The sequence below is a fragment of the Paraburkholderia sp. J8-2 genome (assembly GCF_905220195.1).
Taxonomy (GTDB): domain Bacteria; phylum Pseudomonadota; class Gammaproteobacteria; order Burkholderiales; family Burkholderiaceae; genus Paraburkholderia.
Map to the genome: position 1 here is coordinate 116,737 of NZ_CAJMZA010000005.1, position 18,953 is coordinate 135,689.

Annotated in this window: 16 protein-coding genes; 12 read left to right on the forward strand and 4 right to left on the reverse strand. The window is 66.6% G+C overall.

Annotation, left to right across the window (positions count from 1 at the left end; all coding sequences use genetic code 11):
* Positions 1 to 90 precede the first annotated feature (90 nt).
* The 6 genes from pyk to U5A52_RS13885 all read left to right on the forward strand — a co-directional run bounded on the left by pyk (position 91) and on the right by U5A52_RS13885 (position 7,061).
* The gene (gene pyk, locus U5A52_RS13860; RefSeq protein WP_321935048.1) at positions 91 to 1,527 is read left to right on the forward strand and encodes a pyruvate kinase; all 1,437 of its coding nucleotides are present in this window, start codon (positions 91 to 93) and stop codon (positions 1,525 to 1,527) included.
* Between the two features lie 410 nt (positions 1,528 to 1,937).
* Positions 1,938 to 3,002, forward strand: a complete 1,065-nt coding sequence (gene fba, locus U5A52_RS13865) for a class II fructose-bisphosphate aldolase (protein WP_028211757.1) — start codon at positions 1,938 to 1,940, stop codon at positions 3,000 to 3,002.
* 262 nt (positions 3,003 to 3,264) lie between these two features.
* Positions 3,265 to 4,155, forward strand: a complete 891-nt coding sequence (locus tag U5A52_RS13870) for a phosphoribosylaminoimidazolesuccinocarboxamide synthase (protein WP_321935049.1) — start codon at positions 3,265 to 3,267, stop codon at positions 4,153 to 4,155.
* Positions 4,156 to 4,196: 41 nt separating this feature from the next.
* Positions 4,197 to 4,715 (forward strand): 5-(carboxyamino)imidazole ribonucleotide mutase, encoded by a 519-nt coding sequence (gene purE / locus U5A52_RS13875; RefSeq protein WP_321913746.1) that lies wholly within the window; start codon positions 4,197 to 4,199, stop codon positions 4,713 to 4,715.
* 55 nt (positions 4,716 to 4,770) lie between these two features.
* Complete coding sequence (locus U5A52_RS13880) at positions 4,771 to 5,988, forward strand: 5-(carboxyamino)imidazole ribonucleotide synthase (RefSeq protein WP_321913747.1); 1,218 nt, start codon at positions 4,771 to 4,773, stop codon at positions 5,986 to 5,988.
* A 26-nt stretch (positions 5,989 to 6,014) separates the two neighbouring features.
* A complete protein-coding gene (locus U5A52_RS13885; protein ID WP_321935050.1) occupies positions 6,015 to 7,061 on the forward strand; it encodes an L-threonylcarbamoyladenylate synthase in 1,047 nt (348 codons plus the stop codon).
* Between the two features lie 112 nt (positions 7,062 to 7,173).
* Here U5A52_RS13885 and U5A52_RS13890 read toward each other — a convergent pair whose 3' ends face one another.
* From U5A52_RS13890 to dacB, 3 genes are all read right to left on the reverse strand, one after another.
* Positions 7,174 to 8,559, reverse strand: coding sequence for an SGNH/GDSL hydrolase family protein (locus U5A52_RS13890; protein ID WP_321913749.1), 1,386 nt, complete (start codon positions 8,557 to 8,559; stop codon positions 7,174 to 7,176).
* 173 nt (positions 8,560 to 8,732) lie between these two features.
* On the reverse strand, positions 8,733 to 9,719 hold the full coding sequence (locus tag U5A52_RS13895) for a sterol desaturase family protein (RefSeq protein ID WP_321935051.1): 987 nt from the start codon (positions 9,717 to 9,719) through the stop codon (positions 8,733 to 8,735).
* Positions 9,720 to 10,049: 330 nt separating this feature from the next.
* Positions 10,050 to 11,792, reverse strand: a complete 1,743-nt coding sequence (dacB, locus tag U5A52_RS13900; protein WP_321935052.1) for a D-alanyl-D-alanine carboxypeptidase/D-alanyl-D-alanine-endopeptidase — start codon at positions 11,790 to 11,792, stop codon at positions 10,050 to 10,052.
* Between the two features lie 420 nt (positions 11,793 to 12,212).
* Here dacB and U5A52_RS13905 point away from each other — a divergent pair, with 420 nt between their 5' ends.
* The 6 genes from U5A52_RS13905 (at position 12,213) to U5A52_RS13930 (ending at position 17,850) form a co-directional block, all read left to right on the forward strand.
* Positions 12,213 to 12,875 (forward strand): response regulator, encoded by a 663-nt coding sequence (locus U5A52_RS13905; RefSeq protein ID WP_112173421.1) that lies wholly within the window; start codon positions 12,213 to 12,215, stop codon positions 12,873 to 12,875.
* Between the two features lie 25 nt (positions 12,876 to 12,900).
* The gene (locus U5A52_RS13910; RefSeq protein WP_321913752.1) at positions 12,901 to 14,202 is read left to right on the forward strand and encodes an ATP-binding protein; all 1,302 of its coding nucleotides are present in this window, start codon (positions 12,901 to 12,903) and stop codon (positions 14,200 to 14,202) included.
* Positions 14,203 to 14,337: 135 nt separating this feature from the next.
* On the forward strand, positions 14,338 to 15,843 hold the full coding sequence (locus U5A52_RS13915) for a DegQ family serine endoprotease (RefSeq protein ID WP_321913753.1): 1,506 nt from the start codon (positions 14,338 to 14,340) through the stop codon (positions 15,841 to 15,843).
* A 209-nt stretch (positions 15,844 to 16,052) separates the two neighbouring features.
* Positions 16,053 to 16,559, forward strand: coding sequence for a carboxypeptidase regulatory-like domain-containing protein (locus U5A52_RS13920; RefSeq protein ID WP_321913754.1), 507 nt, complete (start codon positions 16,053 to 16,055; stop codon positions 16,557 to 16,559).
* A 142-nt stretch (positions 16,560 to 16,701) separates the two neighbouring features.
* Positions 16,702 to 17,067: a DUF427 domain-containing protein gene (locus U5A52_RS13925; protein WP_321913755.1), complete on the forward strand. Its 366-nt coding sequence runs from the start codon at positions 16,702 to 16,704 to the stop codon at positions 17,065 to 17,067.
* A gap of 33 nt (positions 17,068 to 17,100) precedes the next feature.
* Positions 17,101 to 17,850, forward strand: coding sequence for a CoxG family protein (locus U5A52_RS13930; protein WP_321913756.1), 750 nt, complete (start codon positions 17,101 to 17,103; stop codon positions 17,848 to 17,850).
* A 58-nt stretch (positions 17,851 to 17,908) separates the two neighbouring features.
* On the opposite strand, the gene U5A52_RS13935 is transcribed toward U5A52_RS13930, so the two are convergent.
* Entirely contained in the window at positions 17,909 to 18,895 is a 987-nt protein-coding gene (locus U5A52_RS13935; protein ID WP_321935053.1) for a helix-turn-helix domain-containing protein, read from the reverse strand.
* Positions 18,896 to 18,953 lie beyond the last annotated feature (58 nt).

Here is an 18,953-nt window from a genome sequence, read left to right on the forward strand (position 1 = left end):
CGTTCCGGCGCGTCCGCACCCGCGGCGCAACCGGCCAGCACTTCTCGCAGCAACGGTTTTCCCAGCGATCCTATCCAGACGAGGAGACTCATGCATCGCGCCACCAAGATTGTCGCCACCATCGGTCCGGCTTCCAGCACGCCGGACATCCTGCTGAAAATGATCCGCGCGGGACTGGACGTGGTGCGCCTCAACTTCTCGCACGGCACCGCCGACGACCATCGTCAGCGTGCTGAAATGGTGCGGGACTGCGCCCGCCAGGCTGGCCGCGAAGTTGCGATCATGGCGGACCTGCAAGGCCCGAAGATTCGCGTCGGCAAATTCGAGAACGGCAAGACGACGCTCGAGCCGGGCCAGCCGTTCATCCTCGACGCCGAATGCGAACTCGGCAACGACGAGCGCGTCGGTCTCGACTACAAGGACCTGCCGCGCGACCTGAAGCCGGGCGACATCCTGCTGCTCAACGACGGCCTCATCGTGCTCGACGTTGCGCGCGTGATCGGCAGCGAGATCCACACCATCGTGCGTGTGGGCGGCGACCTGTCGAACAACAAGGGCATCAACCGCCAGGGTGGCGGCCTCACGGCGCCCGCGCTCACCGCGAAGGACATGGAAGACATCCGTACGGCCATGTCGCTCGGCGCGGACTTCGTCGCCGTGTCGTTCCCGAAGAACGCCACCGACATGGAAATGGCGCGCCAGCTCGCGAACATCGCGGGCGCGCCGTACGGCATCAAGCCGAAGATGATCGCGAAGATCGAGCGCGCCGAAGCCATTCCGGCGCTGCAGGAAATTCTCGATTCGTCGGACGGCATCATGGTCGCCCGCGGCGACCTGGCCGTGGAGGTGGGCAATGCCGCCGTGCCGGCGCTGCAAAAACGCATGATCCGCATGGCGCGCGACTCGAACAAGCTCGTCATCACGGCCACGCAGATGATGGAGTCGATGATCCACGCGCCGGTGCCCACGCGCGCCGAAGTCTCGGACGTCGCCAACGCCGTGCTCGACGGCACGGACGCGGTGATGCTCTCGGCCGAATCGGCGGCGGGCAAGTACCCGGTGCAAACCATCGAGGCCATGGCCGCGATCTGTCTGGAAGCCGAAAAGTCGGAGCAGTCGGAGCTCGACAAGGACTTCCTCGACCGCACCTTCACGCGTATCGACCAGTCGATCGCCATGGGCGCGCTGTTCACGGCCTATCACCTGGGCGCGAAGGCAATCGTCGCGCTCACGGAATCGGGTTCGACAGCGCTGTGGATGTCGCGTCACTGGACCCATGTGCCGATCTTCGCGCTCACGCCGCGTGCGGGCAGCGAGCGCGCCATGTCGCTCTATCGCAATGTCACGCCGCTGCATCTGGATACCAGCAGCGACCGCGACACGGCGCTCCAGCAAGCCATCGAAGTTGTGGTGAGCAAGGGCTACGCCTCGCGCGGCGATATGGTCGTGCTGACGGTGGGCGAGCCGATGGGGCAGCCGGGCGGCACGAACACGCTGAAGATCGTGCGCGTGGGAGATGTGCTGTAACTGCGGTGCTGTAACTGCGGTGCTGTAATCTCGCGGCGATTTTTTTCGCTTTATTTTCGAGACTTCCGAAAATAAATCACGTTGGCGCCGACTGGTATCACATTGGTATCAGATCGGCGCTAGATCGGTGCCATTTAGACGTCTTTTCCCCGCAATTGCAGCCTGTACGCCGTAGAAACGGCGCGCGGGCTGTCAACTCTTTTTGCACCTTCTCGCGGTTTTGACGCTCCGATACGCCATTTTCATGCCAGTTACGTGCCTGGCGCCGGGAACGCATCCGCTTCGCGATAAAATCACGCCATCGAGCCCGCGGCAGGTCACGCGGGCGGCGGCTGCCAGGCCGCCCTCGACCGGCTGCGCAAGACAGTCGGCGGCAGAAGGATTCGTTTCAAATCAAAGGAGTAGCAACAATGCCTCTCGTATCAATGCGTCAACTGCTCGACCACGCGGCTGAACACGGTTATGGCCTGCCGGCGTTCAACGTGAATAACCTGGAACAGGTCCAGGCGATCATGGAAGCGGCGAACCAGGTGGGCTCGCCGGTGATCATGCAGGCATCGGCCGGCGCGCGTAAGTACGCGGGTGAGCCCTTCCTGCGCCACCTGATCGAAGCTGCAGTCGAGTCGTATCCGCATATCCCGGTCGTGATGCACCAGGACCACGGCCAGTCGCCGGCGGTTTGCATGGCCGCGATCCGCAGCGGTTTCACGAGCGTGATGATGGACGGCTCGCTCGAAGCCGACGGCAAGACGGTCGCATCGTACGAGTACAACGTCGATGTCTCGCGCAAGGTCGTGGAAATGGCGCACTCGATCGGCGTGACGGTCGAAGCCGAACTGGGCGTGCTCGGTTCGCTGGAAACGATGAAGGGCGACAAGGAAGACGGTCACGGCGCCGAAGGCACCATGACGCGCGAGCAGCTCCTGACCGATCCGGAGCAGGCTGCCGACTTCGTGAAGCTGACCCAGTGCGATGCACTGGCCATCGCGATCGGCACCTCGCACGGCGCGTACAAGTTCTCCAAGAAGCCCACGGGCGACATTCTGTCGATCCAGCGCATCAAGGAAATCCACGCGCGCATTCCGAACACGCACCTCGTGATGCACGGTTCGTCGTCGGTGCCGCAGGAACTGCTGGCCGAGATCCGCGAGTTCGGCGGCGACATGAAGGAAACGTACGGCGTGCCGGTGGAAGAGATCCAGGAAGGCATCCGTCACGGCGTGCGCAAGATCAACATCGACACCGACCTGCGTCTGGCGATCACGGGCGCGATCCGTCGCTATATGTATCAAAATCCGTCGAAGTTCGACCCGCGCGACTACCTGAAGCCGGCTCGCGAAGCCGCGAAGAAGGTGTGCGTGGACCGCTTCCTCGCGTTCGGCTGTGAAGGCCAGGCTGGCAAGATCAAGCCGGTCTCGCTCGACAAGATCGCCGAAAAGTACAAGTCGGGCGAACTCGCGCAGATCGTTCGCTAAGCGAGCTTCTGTGACAGGCGCACCGGCCGGGTCCGGCGGGGCGCCTGGGCGGCCCCGCCTGGGTGGCCCCGCCTGAAGTTGTACAAAACATCGCCGTTTCCGCCTGTTTTGGGGGAACGGCGATGGGCTTTTCCGGGAAATTTGCCGGTTTTTGGTTTACCCTCGCAATACCTTCGGTTTTACGCTGTCCTGGCGCGGTTGCAACCGCGATTCCGGACCGAACCCGCCTCCGTTTCGATTGTCCTTTTAGCGAATCACGACGATGTCTACCCTTTACGAATCCACGCTCCGCTCGCTGCCGCTTCTCGGCCGCGGCAAGGTCCGCGACAACTATGCCGTGGGCAACGACAAGCTGCTGATCGTCACCACCGACCGTCTGTCGGCGTTCGACGTCATCATGGGCGAGCCGATTCCGCGCAAGGGCGAGGTGCTCAACCAGATGGCCGATTTCTGGTTCGAGAAGCTCAAGCACGTCGTGCCGAACCACCTCACGGGCGTCGCGCCTGAAACCGTCGTGGCCACCGACGAAGTCGAGCAGGTCAAGGGCCGCGCCGTCGTGGTGAAGCGCCTCGAGCCGATCCTCGTCGAAGCCGTGGTGCGCGGTTATCTGGCCGGCAGCGGCTGGAAGGACTATCAGGCAACCGGCGCCGTGTGCGGCGTGGAACTGCCGCCGGGCCTGCAGAACGCGCAGAAGCTGCCCGAGCCGATCTTCACGCCGGCGGCGAAGGCCGAAATGGGCCACCACGACGAGAACATCACGTACGAAGAAATGGAGCGCCGCATCGGCACCGAGCTGTCGCGCACCATCAAGGAAATTTCGATCAAGCTGTACAAGGAAGCCGCCGACTACGCGGCCACGCGCGGCATCATCATCGCCGACACGAAGTTCGAATTCGGTCTGGACAACCACGGCCAGCTTTACCTGATGGACGAGGCGCTCACCGCCGACTCGTCGCGTTTCTGGCCGGCCGACCAATACCAGGTGGGCTCGAACCCGCCGTCGTTCGACAAGCAGTTCGTGCGCGACTGGCTCGAAACCCAGGACTGGAAGAAGGAGCCGCCGGCGCCGAAGCTGCCCGACGAAGTGATTGAAAAAACGTCGGCGAAGTATCAGGAGGCGCTCGAGCGTCTTACGGGTCAAAAGCTCGCCTAAGCGAGTGCGCGAAAAGTAAATAGAGGGAAGAAGGAAGCACAATGAGCGAAGTTCAGACGGCTCACCAGCACGCGGCGCCGCTCGTCGGCGTGTTGATGGGCTCCAGCTCCGACTGGGACACGATGAAGCACGCGGTCGCGATCCTGCAGGAGTTCGGCGTCGCGTACGAGGCCAAGGTGGTCTCGGCGCACCGCATGCCCGACGAGATGTTCGAGTACGCGGAAAAAGCGCGCGAGCGCGGCCTGCGCGCGATTATCGCGGGCGCTGGCGGCGCGGCGCATCTGCCGGGCATGCTGGCGGCCAAGACCACGGTGCCCGTGCTCGGCGTGCCGGCGGTCAGCAAGTACCTGAAGGGCGTGGATTCGCTCCATTCGATCGTGCAGATGCCCAAGGGCGTGCCGGTTGCGACCTTCGCCATCGGCGAGGCGGGCGCGGCCAATGCGGCGCTCTTTGCCGTCTCGATCCTGAGCGTCACGAACGCCGAATATGCGAACAAGCTCGCGGCGTTCCGCGTGCGCCAGAACGAAGCGGCGCACGCCATGGTGCTGCCCCCGCTTTGATCGTTCCGCTTTGATCGCCCCACGCGCCGCGGCCACCCCGCGGCCGACCACGAAGATGACTCCTGACAACTCTCCGGTTTCACCGATCCTGCCCGGCGCCTGGCTGGGCATGGTGGGTGGCGGCCAGCTCGGCCGCATGTTCTGCTTTGCCGCACAGGCGATGGGCTACCGCGTCGCCGTGCTCGATCCCGACGCGACGAGCCCCGCGGGCACCGTGGCCGACCGCCACATCTGCGCCGCCTACGACGACGAAGCCGCGCTCACCGAACTCGCGCGCCTGTGCGCGGCCGTCTCGACCGAGTTCGAGAACGTGCCCGCGGCGAGCCTCGACGCGCTCGCGAAGTCGACCTTCGTGAGCCCGGCTGGGCGCTGCGTTGCCGTGGCGCAGGACCGCATCGCCGAGAAGCGCTTTATCGCGGCGGCCGGCGTGCCGGTCGCGCCGCACGTGGTGATCGAGTCGTCGCAGGCGCTTGCCGGCATCGACGATGCGGCGCTCGCCGCCGTGCTGCCGGGCATTCTCAAGACCGCGCGCATGGGCTACGACGGCAAAGGCCAGATTCGCGTGGGCAACGCCGAGGAAGTGCGCGAGGCGCATGCGTCGCTCGGCGGCGTGCCGTGCGTGCTGGAAAAGCGCCTGCCGCTGAAGTTCGAGGTGAGCGCACTGATTGCGCGCGGCACGAACGGCGCGGCCGTGGTGTATCCGCTCGCGCAGAACACGCACCGCAACGGCGTGCTCTCGCACACCATCGTGCCCGCACCGGACGCGAGCCCGGCGCTCGTGCAGCAGGCCCAGCAGGCCGCGATCCAGATCGCGGCGAAGCTCGGCTATGTCGGGGTGCTGTGCGTGGAGTTCTTCATCCTCGAAGACGGCTCGCTCGTCGCCAACGAAATGGCGCCGCGCCCGCACAACTCCGGCCACTACACGACCGATGCGTGCGCCACGAGCCAGTTCGAGCAGCAGGTGCGCGCCATGACGGCCATGCCGCTCGGCGACACGCGCCAGCACTCGCCGGCCGTGATGCTCAACATTCTCGGCGACGTGTGGTTCCCCTGCGCCGTGGGTGAGGCGAAGCCGCAGAAGGGCGCCGCGCCCGTCACGCCGCCGTGGGACCAGGTGGCCGCGATGCCGGCCGCGCGCCTGCATCTGTACGGTAAGGAAGAAGCGCGCGCGGGCCGCAAGATGGGCCACGTGAACTTCACCGCGCCGACGCTCGACGAAGCGCGTGCGGCCGCACGCGACTGCGCGCGCCTGCTGCACATCGCCACGAGCTGAGGTTGGGCCCGAAGTTGAGAAATGCCATGTCTGACCAGCAGAAAGGGCCGCACGAAGGCACGCCGAATTTGACCGACGCCGATATCGAAGCGGCCGCCGCGCTGCTCGACGCGGGCGAACTGGTCGCGTTTCCGACGGAGACCGTCTACGGCCTGGGCGGCGACGCGTCGAACCCTGAAGCCGTCGCGCGTATCTACGCTGCCAAGGGCCGGCCGGCGAACCATCCGGTTATCGTGCATCTGCCGCCCGGCGGCGATCCGACGTACTGGGCGGCGCAGTGGCCCGAGGCGGCGCAAAAGCTCGTCGATGCCTTCTGGCCCGGCCCGCTTACGCTGATCGTCAAACGCCACGAGCGCATTCCCGACGCCGTGAGCGGCGGCCAGGACTCGGTGGGGCTGCGCTGCCCGTCGCATCCGGTTGCGCAGCAGCTGTTGGCTGCGTTTTCTGCGCGCCGCGGGGGGCATGGCGGCGTGGCGGCGCCTTCGGCGAACCGCTTCGGCCACGTGAGTCCGACCACCGCGCAGCACGTGCGCGACGAATTTGGCGCGGCCGTGCATGTGCTCGATGGCGGCGCATGCGACGTGGGAATCGAATCGACGATTCTCGATCTCTCGCGCGGCTTTCCCGCGTTGCTGCGGCCCGGCCACGTGACGCCGCACGATATCGCGCGCGTGCTGGGCGAGGCGCCGCGCTTGCCCGACGGTTCAGACGCCACGGCGCCGCGCGCCTCGGGCACGCTCAAGGCGCATTACGCGCCGCGCACGCCGCTCGCGCTGCTGCCTTTCGAGGCGCTGGAGCCGTTGCTCGCAGTCGCGCGCGATGCCGGCGAATCGGTGGCGCTGGTGGCGCGCGCTTCGCGCGCGGGTGCATGGGCGCAAGCGCCAGGCGTGCACTTCGTCGCCGCGCCGGAAGAGCCGCAGGAATATGCGCGCGAGCTGTATGGCTTGCTGCGTGCACTCGATCGCGCGAATGTCTCGCGCATTCTCATCGAAAAGCTGCCCGAGACGATCGAGTGGATCGCCGTCAATGACCGGTTGGGGCGGGCGGCGGCGGCGTTCGAGGCGCGGCAGTAGGGCTCAGCACGTTTGCCCGCGTTCAATGAGAAACACCCCACGAACCTGACGGTCCGTGGGGTGTTTTTTCTGGCACCGGAAGATCCAGTGCGCGAGGCTTAAACGAGGTTGATCACGGCGCCTTGCCGATGCCCGCAGCAGCCAGCTGCGTTTCGGCGAACGTCGCGAATTGCTGGTGCAGTGCCGTGGTCGGGTGCACGAGATCCGCGAACATGTAGGTCGTAGGCGCGTTGGCCGTCGTCAGCGTTTGCGGCGAGCAGAACAGCGAGCTGCCGAAGCTCTGACCGTATGCCTGCGCGTAGGCGTTGATGGTGGCTTGCGGCGTCGTGGCCGGGTTCAGACCGAGCGTTGCCTGCGGGTTGGCGAGCGCATAGTTGGTCGCGCTGGTCGCCATGGCCGTAAGGTTGCAGGCCGTGTCCGTATTCGTCACGGTGAAGCCGAGGCTTGCTGCGTTCTGGACCGACTGGTCGAGCCACGAGAACGTATCGACCAGCACGACCTTCTTCGCCTGCACGTCGGCCGCGGTCGCCTGAATCAGCGTCAGGTTGTACATCGCCGAAATGAGCGAGAGCGCCTGGTCAGCCGAGCTCGCGGAGCCGGGCGTTGCGCCGATGGCCGCATCGGCCTTCAGCGCGGCAGGCGTCTTGCCGATGTCGGGTACCAGGGCGACAGCGATCTTCGGATTGCCGGGAACGATTTCCGCATGGACGATGCCACCCAATGTGGCCGCTGCTGTCAGGACCGGGATGATGGACGAGAAGGCGGACTGATTTGCCTTCACGAGCCCAAGCGCGACGTACGCGGGTACGAGCGCCGTAGCCTGAGCCTGCGTGAAGCCTTCGCTCATCAGGGCCGTGACAGCGGCAGTCTGGTTCGCAGCGACAGTGGCCGTGAAATTGTTCGCAACGAGTGCGGCGCCGAACAAGGCCAGGTTCGTCTGGCCGCCGCCAGTCGGCACGTCCAGCAGGTTCAGGATTTCATTCGCGCCGCCTTCCACGAGCACGAGTTGACCCGCGTTGAAGCTGCCGTGCTGCGCCAGATACTGCTGAACTTGCCAATCGACCGGTTGCTCGCTCGCAGCGGCGATCACGGCGCTGGTATTCGCCACGCCGCCGCCCGTCACCAGCGCGCCGCCTTGCGCGTAGTCGAGCCCGCCCGTTGCCGTGAGCGGCAGACCGAAGCCGCCTTCAAAGGCCGGCGAAAGCGTGTTGCCGAAGTACTCGGACACATGCTGTGCCCAGACTTCGCCCGGGTTGGTCGTGAAGCGGCCGCCGCCGAAGCCCGGCAGAATCTGCTCCGAATACGTGCCTGCGTCGGTCAAGCTCGTGCCGAACGCCACCACCTGCAAGTTGACGCCCGACGGCGGCGGCGTGCTCGCGTTGTTGTTGCCCCCTCCGCTGCTGCCACCGCAGGCGGCGAGCAGCGCAAAGGCTGCGCTCGCAACAGCGATCTGGGTGGCGCGCAACAGCGTACGGTGTCTCGGTCCTTGATGCTTCATATTCACTTCATCTCCTCTGTGTGTGGCCTTTGATGCCATGCCTGCCTACTCATGCAACGGGGGCTCGCGGCACGTGCACCCGTTGTCGATGTTGTTTTCGTTAGTCGGCCTTGCATGCACCCCCTGCATGCTGCTTCCAGGTGAGGGCCAAGGCCGACAGACTACGCAATCTCTCAGCTACTGCGCGACCCGAACTCACCCTCGGTGTTGTTTTCCGGCACGCCGCGCGGTGTTCCCGCCGTCGCCGATATTGCCGATATGACGGTTGCAAGACGCAGCGCGTCGTGGCGCTCGCACCAATCCGGCGGCGCGAACAGGGCGGCTGCGCGCGAACGCCAGTCGGGCATGCGCGCGAAGTCCCGCGCCATCGCGAGCCATTCGTGAAACGTCGCCTTGAGCGGATTGCATGACGCGAGCGGCTTGACGATGCCGTAGTCGGGCGCGTCGTGGGCGTCTTCCTCGACATAGCTGCCGAACATGCGGTCCCAGATCGCGAGCACGCCGGCGTAATTGCGATCGATATAGCGTGCGTTGCGCGCGTGGTGAACGCGATGCATCGACGGCGTGTTGAACACGTATTCGAGCCAGCCGAGCTTGCCGGGCTGACCTATCGCTTGCGTGTGCACGAAGAACTGGAACGCGAGATTGACGAGCACGATCGCGACGATCTGCTCCGGTGTGAAGCCGAGCATGGCGAGCGGAATCCAGAACACCCACATGCCCGCAACGGGATACATGAGGCTCTGGCGAAACGCCGTCGACAGGTTCAGGCGTTCCGACGAATGGTGGACGACGTGCGCGGCCCAGAGCCAGCGCACGCGATGGCTCGCGCGGTGAAAGACGTAGTAGAGCAGGTCCTGCGCGACAAAGAGCGCGAACCACGCGACGAGGCCGGGCTGCCACGAAACGAGCCGGAAGTGCCGGTAAACATAGGCATAGACGGGGATCGCAACGAGCCACGCCAGTTTGTCGGCGCCCTGATGCATGAGCGCGAGCGCGGCGTTGCACAGCGTATCGGGCCACGCGTAGCGGGCGCTGTCGGGGGTGTCGTTCGATGCAGCACGGGGCCGCGTGCGGGAGAGGTACCACGCTTCCCAGCCGATGCAGGCGAGAAACACGGGAGCGAGGGCGAGCAACAGCCATTGCGCGTCGAACTGCACGAACGTCGTCCTCCTTGTCCCGTGGGCGGCGCTGGCTGGCAGCGCGGCGGTTGTAGTCTCGTGTCTTTTCGGCCGCGTTGATGCGCGTTCTTGTGCGTGCGCGGCTCGATTGCCGTACGCGTTTGACAGATTTTTGTGACGCGCCTTCGGCCTTTGCCCGTCAGGGTACACGCCTCGCGCCCAGGACGGGCGGCGCTTTGCTAGAGGAAAACTTCGAGCCCGGCGCAGGGCGTCGGGCTCGAACAAGGTACGCGGGGACAGGTCCGCGGCGTGCGCTCAGCGTGCACTCAGTGGCCACGCCGTGCGCAAATTGCCGCGCTGAGCGCCGCATCAATGCGCGCCGCGCCGACCGGCCGGAGCCTTGTGCGACGCTTTCGCGACCTTCGACGCCTTCGCCGCGCGCTTGGGATGCGGCTCGACGTACACGGGCTTCTCTTCGGGCATGCCCTTGTAGACCCACTCGAGCAGCGCATCGTGCGCGGCGCGTGCGGCCTCGGCGCGCGGATCGTTGATGAGGCTCACCACGATCCAGCTCTCGCCATTTTCGGCCGCCACGTAACCGGCGATCGCGCGCACGTCGCGCAGGGTGCCCGTCTTGATATGCGCGTTGCCTTCCACGCCCGCGTTGGTGAGGCGGTTGCGCATCGTGCCGTCCACGCCGACGATCGGCAGCGAGTCGATGAACACCTGCGCAACGGGGCTCGCGTTGGCGTTTTGCAGCAGATTCGCGAGCGAGAGCGCGCTGATGTGCTCTTCGCGCGAGAGGCCGCAGCCATTGTCGAGCACGAGTTCGGGCATGTTCAGGCCGCTGCGCCGCAAGAACGCGTTGACGGCCGTGGCAGCCTTGGCCGTGGTTGAAGGCGGTTTGGCAGCAACCGCGCCGAGCGTGAGGAACAGATTGCGCGCCATCACGTTGTTGCTGAACTTGTTGATGTCGTGCACGACGTCCGCGAGCGGCGGGCTCTGGTGCACGGCGAGCAGACGCGCGCGCGGCGGCACGACGCCTTCGCGCACCGTGCCGGCGGGCGTGGCGAACAGGCTGCCGCCCGCTTGCTGTCCGATTTGCTGCCCGGTTTGTTGTGCGGATTGTTGTGCGGATTGTTGCGCGGTTTGTTGCCAGAGCGCGAGGAACCCGTCGGCGAAGAACGTGCTGTGGTCCACGGGCGCGGCCATGTTGAGCGTGCGTTCGCCGCAGCGCATGGCGTAGCTGCCCGCGAAGCTCGCGGTGACGACGCCATTGCCGCCGGGCGAAACCTGCGGGCTCGGCAGCATGCCGCCGCACGCGCCGGCGCGCCCGCGGATCTGGTTGTCGATCTGCCACTGCGCAACGGGCGGCACCACGTCGATCGATACGCCTTCGCGCGAGGGCGAGAACGTGAACGAGACCGCCTTGAATGCGTACATCAGTGGATCGGGGCCGACGTTGTAGGGCGCGCTATCGTCGCCGTCGAACGAGGGCAGGTCGCGCGTGGACGGATCGAATTCGCTCTTGTCGAGCACGAGCGCGCCGTCGATGCGCGCGACACCCGCCGCGCGAATCTTCTGCACGAGGTCGATCAGCTCTTCGGGCACGAGCTTCGGGTCTCCGGTGCCCTTGATATAGAGATTGCCGTGCAGCGTGCCGCCCGCATCGATTTCGCCGTCGGTGTAGGCGCTCGTTTTCCAGCGATAGTCGGGACCGAGCATCGCGAGGCCGCTCCACGTCGTGACGAGCTTCATCGTCGAGGCGGGCATCATGGGCTGGCCGGCGTTCACGGCGACGCTGGGCTGGCGGTCGCCAACCTTTTCGATCACCACGCTCACCGACGAGAGCGGCACGTGCGCGCGCTCGAGGCCCGCCATCACGGTGGGCGGCAGCACGGTGGTCACGTTGACCGTGGGCACGCGCGCGCCTTCGGGCTGCGCGTACGCGGCGGGCGCGGCGGCGAAGCTCGCGGCGAGCGTGGCGCAGGCCAATGCGAGGGCGAGCGGTTTAGGCTGGCGCGGTGTGGCGGCGGCGAAATGCGTGCGGTCGGTGCGCGAGGCAGGCAGTCGGAACAACGAGCGTAGGCGGGACAGCGAAGCGGGCAGCATGAAAAGCGTTCGGGCGAGTGCGGGGGCAGTGCATGGGCCGGGCGTGGCGCACGGAAAGCGGGGACTCGCCGGTGCTGCGCGCGGGCGCGAAAATTAGGGCAGCGTGTGATTCGTGGTGCATGCGCGATGCGCTAGCGTGAGCGTTGCACGAAGCCAGCTCGCGCGCATCGCGGCCGAATCACGAGTGAAGCGCCGCAAAAGCGCACATTGTAAAGACCTCGCGCCGCGTGCGCGCATTGCAGGCGAGAAAACGTCGCACATTGCGTGGCGTGGTTCAAACACCGCCCGCGACGCGCGCCAATGCATCGCGACCGGCTACGCGCCGCAGCGGCGCCGCGCTCCTGTTCAGGCGCTAGAATGCACGCATCTGTCATCCATTCACGCTGCGCGACGCGCCGTCGCCGTGCGGCCAACATTACGATGCGCATACTGCTAGTCGAAGATGACCGCATGATCGCCGAAGGCGTGCGCAAGGCGCTGCGCGGCGAAGGCTTTGCGGTCGACTGGGTCGAGGACGGCGACGCCGCCCTCTCGGCCGCGAGCGCGGATTCCTACGATCTCATGCTGCTCGATCTCGGATTGCCCCGCCGTGACGGCCTCGACGTGCTGCGCACACTGCGCGCGCGCGGCGCGGCGCTGCCCGTGCTGATCCTCACCGCGCGCGACGCTGTCGCCGATCGCGTGAAGGGGCTCGACGCCGGCGCGGACGACTACCTCATCAAGCCGTTCGACCTCGACGAACTGGGCGCGCGCATGCGCGCGCTGATCCGCCGCCAGTCGGGCCGCAGCGACTCGACCATCCGCCACGGCTCGATCACGCTCGATCCGGCCTCGCACCAGGTCACGCAGGACGGCTCGCCCGTTGCGCTCTCGGCGCGCGAATTCGCGCTGCTCGAAGCGCTGCTCGCGCGCCCGGGCGCGGTGCTCTCGAAAACCCAGCTCGAGGAGAAGATGTACGGCTGGGGCGAGGAGATCGGCAGCAATACCGTCGAGGTTTATATCCACGCGCTGCGCAAGAAGCTCGGGGCCGATCTGATCCGCAACGTGCGCGGCCTCGGCTACATGATCGCCAAAGACGCATGACGCGCGCAGGAGACCCACTTAGCCGATGAGTTCCATCCGACGACAACTGCTGTTCTGGCTGCTCGCGATCGTTGTCGCGGGCGTGGGGCTCGCGGGCTGGCTGATCTATCGCCAGGCGCTCGCCGAGGCCAACGAGCTGTTCGACTACCAGCTGCAGGAAATCGCCGAGGCGCTGCCCTCCGAGCCATTCAACGAGATCCTCAGTTCGCGCGATACCGGCGACGAAGGCATCGTGCTGCAGATCTGGAATCGCAATGGCGTGCTCATGTACTACTCGCATCCGCGCGCGCCGCTCGCGCCGCGCGCGGAACTCGGCTTTTCGACGGAGCGCACCGATCGTGGCGACTGGCGCGTGTACGGCGCCATCGTCGGCGACAATGTCGTGCAGCTCGCGCAGCCCGTTTCCGTGCGCAACCGGCTCGCCGCGAACGTCGCGTTGCGCACGCTCTGGCCGCTCATCGTGGTGCTGCCGTTTCTCGGCGCCGCCGTCTGGATCGTGGTGGGGCGCGGGCTCAGGCCGCTCTCGCGCGTTGCGCTCGCGCTCGACACGCGCCACCCCGAAGCGCTCGACCCGCTGCCCGAAGAGCGTTTGCCGCGCGAAGTCACGCCGCTCGTGCATGCGTTGAACGCGCTGCTCGAGCGCCTCGCGCAGGCCATCGACACGCAAAAGGCCTTCGTTGCCGATGCCGCGCACGAATTGCGCACGCCGCTCGCGGCCGTGCAGATCCAGGCGCAACTCGTTGCGCGCGCAAAGGACGATGAAACGCGCCGCGAAGCGCTCTCCGACCTGCAAGCGGGTGTGACGCGCGCCACGCGTCTTGCCGAGCAACTGCTCGCGCTTGCGCGTTCCGAACCCGACGGTCATGCGCGCGCACGGAGCGTCGACCTGCATGCACTGCTCGATGATTGCGTGCTCAACTATGCGCCGCTTGCGCAGCAGCGCGGCGTCGATCTCGGCATCGAGGAAAGTGTGGCGGCGAGCGTGCATGGCGACGCCGATGCACTGCGCGTGATGCTCAACAACCTGCTCGACAACGCCACCAAATACACGCCTGCTGGCGGCCGCGTGGACGTGAGCCTCGCCGTCGTGGACGGTCATGCGCGCGTGCGCATCGCGGACAGCGGACCGGGCATCCCCGAGGACGAACGCGCGCGCGTGTTCGATCGCTTTTATCGCGTGGGCGCGGGCGTGAACCGCGCGCGCACCGATATCGCCGGCACGGGCCTCGGGCTCGCTATCGTGCGGCGCATCGCGGATCAGCACGACGCGACCATCACGCTCGGCGATTCGCCCGCCGGCGGCCTGCTCGTGGACGTGCGGTTCTGAGCTTTCGTTACCCGCAAATGCCCGCCACGCGGGCGTTTGCGCGATTATTGCGATTTCTGCGTACTTAAGACTCCTTTAAGAGACACGGCTTACTCTTCGTACGTCGTGATGAGTACCCCGCGCAAGGAGTCCGCAATGAATACAAAAGTTCTTTCCCGCAGTGCCGTGGCAGCCGCCGTGGTCGTCGCGTTGTCGGCGGGCTACGTAGCAGGGCACCGTGATCTGCCTGCCCCGCAGGTGATTTCGCAGGCGCAGGCCGCGGCGATGATGCCCGCCGAAGCGGCCGCCAAGACCGGCGTTCCCGACTTCTCGGGTCTCGTGGAAACCTACGGGCCCGCAGTGGTCAACATCAGCGCGAAGCACGTCGTGAAGCAAACGGCGCTGCGCAGTGGCGGCAGCGGCCCGCAGCAACTGCCGATCGATCCGAGCGATCCGTTCTACCAGTTCTTCAAGCACTTCTACGGCGGTGCGCCCGGCATGGGCGGCGGCGACAACGGCCCGCAGGCGGACCAGCCGAGTGCGAGCCTCGGCTCGGGCTTCATCGTCAGCGCCGACGGCTACATTCTCACGAACGCGCACGTCGTGGACGGCGCCAACGTCGTGACCGTGAAGCTCACCGACAAGCGCGAATACAAGGCGAAGGTCGTGGGCGCGGACAAGCAGTCGGACGTCGCCGTGCTCAAGATCGACGCCAAGGATCTGCCGACCGTGAAGATCGGCGACCCGCGCCAGAGCAAGGTTGGCCAGTGGGTGGTGGCGATCGGCTCGCCGTATGGCTTCGACAACACCGTGACCTCGGGCATCATCAGCGCGAAGTCGCGCTCGCTGCCTGACGAGAACTACACGCCGTTCATCCAGACCGATGTGCCGGTCAACCCCGGCAATTCGGGTGGCCCGCTGTTTAATCTGCAGGGCGAAGTAATCGGCATCAACTCGATGATCTACTCGCAGACGGGCGGTTTCCAGGGCCTTTCGTTCGCAATCCCAATCAATGAGGCGATCAAGGTCAAGGACGAACTCGTCAAGACCGGCCACGTGAGCCGTGGGCGTCTCGGTGTAGCGGTGCAGTCGATGAACCAGACGCTTGCCAACTCGTTCGGCATGGACAAGCCGCGCGGCGCGCTGGTCAGTTCGGTCGACGCGAGCGGTCCGGCTGCGAAGGCGGGCCTGAAGCCCGGCGACGTGATCCTGTCCGTGAACGGCCAGTCGGTGGACGATTCGTCGGATCTGCCGGCGCTCATCGCGGGCATGAAGCCGGGCACGAAGGCCGATGTGCAGGTGTGGCGCGACAAGAGCACGAAGGACCTCACGGCGACCATCGGCGCGCTGGGCGACGCGAAGGTCGCGTCGAACGACGCACCGCAAGCGCAGATGCAGGGACGCCTCGGCGTCGCGGTGCGCCCGCTCACGCCGGAAGAGAAGAGCAACGGCTCGCTCGATCACGGCCTGCTCGTCGAGCAGTCGGGCGGCGCCGCCGAAAACGCGGGCGTGCAGCCCGGCGACGTGATTCTCGCCGTGAATGGCCGCCCGGTGACGAGCGCCGATCAACTCAAGCAAATGGTTTCGAAAGCTGGCAACAGCATTGCACTCCTGATCCAGCGAGACGACGCACAGATTTTCGTGCCCGTCGATCTCGGCTGATCCCTGCTGCCGCGAATCCGGCTCCGTGCGCCGGATTCGCGGCGAGAGCAGGTTTCATGACGTTGTTCCCGCGCTGCCGCCGTTGGCCTTTGGCCACGGCGGCAGCGGCGTTTTTGGGCGCCCAGAAAGCGCCTGCGCCTGCCGCCGGGTATGCATCGGGCATGCGCCTTGCGCAAGCGTTACATCGGACAACCTGAAAGGAGCGATCGATGAAGCGTTTCCACAACTCGCGCCCCGTCCATGCCACCGCTTACGCGACGATCCTCGCGGCCACCCTGGCGTTTGGCTACGCGGGCGGCGCGGCGGCCCAGCAAGCCGAGGCGTCGGGCACGGTCGGCGGCACGACCACCGACAACACGAGCGCCGGCAACACCAACGGCGGCGGCATGCCGCAAGTCCAGCAGCAGGGCGACGTATCGTACGTCTCCGGCGGCGTGGGTCTCGACGAATCGAAGGCGCTGCTTGGCGCCGAGCGCCAATGGCCGCTTGCGTTGCGTTTCACCCAGCGCAGCGGCGAGTATGTCGCGGACGTGCGCGTGCAGATCACCGATTCGCATGGCGCGAGCGTCCTCGATACGACTTCACGCGGGCCTTATATGCTCGTCAGGGTGCGTCCGGGGCGCTACAGCGTGCATGTGAGCCATGCGGGCGTCGACAAGACGAGCGCCGTGACGGTGGGCTCGAACGGCAGCGCGCGGGCGGCTTTCATCTGGTAAGCCGGGCAGGGTACAGGCGCGCGTTGGGGCGCTGCCGCACGCGCGCCGCACATAAGATTCACGCAGCCTCGCCGAGTTTGGCCGATAATGAAGCCGAGGCGGGGCGCCACGCAGGCGCCGCCTACCAAAAGGGGAGCCGAACATGGCGGTCGAACCGGATGCGGCCCATCGCATCGACCTAGTCGCGAACCGTCACCGCGTGCGCGTGATTCATGGCGGCATCACCATTGCCGACACGTTGCACGCCATCACCCTTTGCGAAACCGGCTACCCCGACGTCTACTACTTTCCGCGCGCCGATGTGAACATGGCGCGACTCGAACGCTCCGGACACACCTCGCATTGCCCGTTCAAGGGCGAGGCAACGTATTTCCATTTGCGTACCGAAGACGGGTGCGTCGAAGAGGCGGCCTGGAGCTACGAAGCGCCGCTGGACGACGCGCGCGGCATCAAGGGCTATCTGGCGTTTTACGCGACTCGCGTGGACCGGATCGACCAGACCTCTTGACCTGGCCCGGTAGCTTGCAAAGGGGGAGCCGCCATGGAACTGAAAGATGCGCTGAGAATTCCGCTCGAACCCGACGCCGTCTGGGCGGCGTTGCAGGACGTGGCGCTCGTGCGCGCGAGCATGGAGCATTGCGAGTCCTTCCGGCGGCTCGGCCCCGGCGAATATGCAATCACGCTCACGGTGCCGCTCGGGCCGCTGCGCGCACGTTACGAAGTGCGTGCTCACATTGCCAATGACACGGCGCAAGTGCCGCTCACACCTCGGCGCGTGCTGAGTTTTCGGGCCCGCGCGGACGGGATCGGCTCGCTGCGCGGACAGATCGACGTCGCACTGCGCCCGGAAGAGCGCGCCACGGCGAAGGAGCCGGGTACGGGCAAGGACGTGAGCACACGGATCGACTATTCGGTGTGGGCCACGCTCACGGGGCCGCTTTCCGAGCTGCCGCCGCGGCAGATCGAAAACGCCCTGCACGAACTCGCCGACGACTTCTTCACGGAGTTCTGCGCCGTGGTCGCGGCCAAGCACGGCCGGGCGCCCAACCGCGTGGCGGGCGAGCAGCCGCGCCGGCAACACGTGTTCCTGCGGCCGATCAACCTCGCGGGGCTCGCGAGGCGCGCGCATATCCTGCCTCAGCACCATGCGGGCGGGACGCTCTCGGGGCGTGCGGCAAGCACGCTGCATCATGAGCCGCCGCCGCATGCCATGCCGTACTGGGCGTGGGCAGCGATGATCTTTTTCGTCGCGTTGCTGCTTTATGCAGCGCGCTGGTTTACCGCGACCTGAAGCTGGCGGCGGGCGGCGCGCCCGAGTGGCACCCCCATTGCGCCGCCCGTCGAATCGCTCAATCCCCCCGAAACTCCCGCCGCCACGCCGACGGCGAAATCCTGAACGCCTCCACGAAATGCTGCCGCAGCGACGCGGCCGAGCCGAAGCCCGCGCGCTGGGCGATCGCGTCGATCGGATGATCGGTGCTTTCGAGCAATTGCTGCGCGCGTGCGAGGCGCTCGCCGAGCAGCCAGGCGCTCACTGTCGACCCCGTCGTCAAGCGGAACTGGCGCGTGAAGGTGCGCCGGCTCATCAGCGCGCGCTGCGCGAGCGAGTCAAGTGTGTGGGGCGCGTCGAGGTGGGCGCGAATCCAGTCGAGCAGGCCCGGCAGACGGTCGCCGCGCCCGGCCGCCGCGAGTGGCTGCTGCACGTACTGCGCCTGGTTGCCCTGGCGATGCGGCGGCACGACGAGCCGGCGGGCCACATAGTTCGCGGCGTTCGAGCCGCACAGGCGCCTCATGAGATGCAGGCAGCAGTCGAGTCCCGCCGCCGTGCCCGCCGAGGTGAGCAGGTCGCCGTCGTCGATATAAAGCACGCCGGGATCGAAGCGCACGGCCGGAAACCGTTGCGCGAAATCGTCGGCGGCGGCCCAGTGTGTGGTGCCTGGCCGGTCGTCCAGCAGGCCCGCATGCGCGAGCACATAAGCGCCGAGGCAAAGTCCGACGAGGATCGCGCCGCTCGCGTGCGCTTCGCGCAGCGCCTCGCAAAGCGCGGCGCTCGGCGCTTCGTGGGTGTCGCGCCAGCTCGGCACGACGATCACGTCCGCGCCGCGCAGCCCCTCGAGCCCCTGCGGCGCGCCGATCGTGAAGCCCGCCGTGGTCGTGAGCGGGCCGGGCTCCGCCGCGCAAACGGCAAGTTCGAACGGCGGCACGCCGCCTTCGCTGCGGTCCTCTCCGAACACGACGCAAGGCACGGAAAGATGAAACGGGCTGATGCGGTCGAAGGCGATCACGGCGACGCGCAGCGGGGCGGGCGAAGGAGTCTGACGAGCAGCAGTGGCCATGGCGAGCCCCGAAGGTGAATGGCCCGATTCTAGCGAAAGTTGTCATTCGGGCCACTGT